Source organism: Pseudomonas sp. 3A(2025) (genome assembly GCF_054589175.1).
The window spans coordinates 1-497 of the sequence record NZ_BAAILM010000085.1 but is presented as its reverse complement, the minus strand read 5'-3'; the positions used below and the strand labels follow the sequence as shown (position 1 = coordinate 497).

The 497-nt window shown below is 66.4% G+C and carries 1 protein-coding gene; it reads left to right on the top strand.

The genetic code is table 11. The features are described from left to right. Positions 1-497, top strand: a 497-nt coding sequence (locus tag ACYP2A_RS22835; RefSeq protein WP_459748214.1) for a hypothetical protein, incomplete at both ends; no start/stop codon positions are given.

Genomic DNA, 497 nt, shown 5'->3' with positions numbered 1-497 from the left:
AGCCTGAACAACAGCGCCGGCACCGTACAAAGCGCCGGCAGCCTGAACGCCACCAGCCTTGAAACCAACAACACTGGCGGCAGCCTGATTGCCCAGGCCGGCGACCTGCAACTCAACGGCGCCAACCTCGACAACCGCAGCGGCGTGATCGCCAGCCTCAAGGGCACCGTCGGCACCGAGCTGACCGGCGTGCTGCGCAATGGTGTGGCTACCAGCACGACCACGACCGCAGCCACACCCAAAGGCGGCGCCATTCAAGGCCAGAGCCTGTTGCTGATCGCCCGTGGCGGCCTCGACAACCAGGGTGGCGGCATCCTCGCGCAGAGCGGCGATGCCTTGCTGCAAGCCTCGACTGTTAATAACCGCAACGGCGCGCTATCAGCCAAACGCCTGCTGCAAGTGCGCGGCGGCAGTCTCGATAACAGCAGCGGCCAGATCTCCGGCGCCGACATCGACCTGGGCGTGACCGGCGTACTGGCCAACCGCGCCGGCCTGAT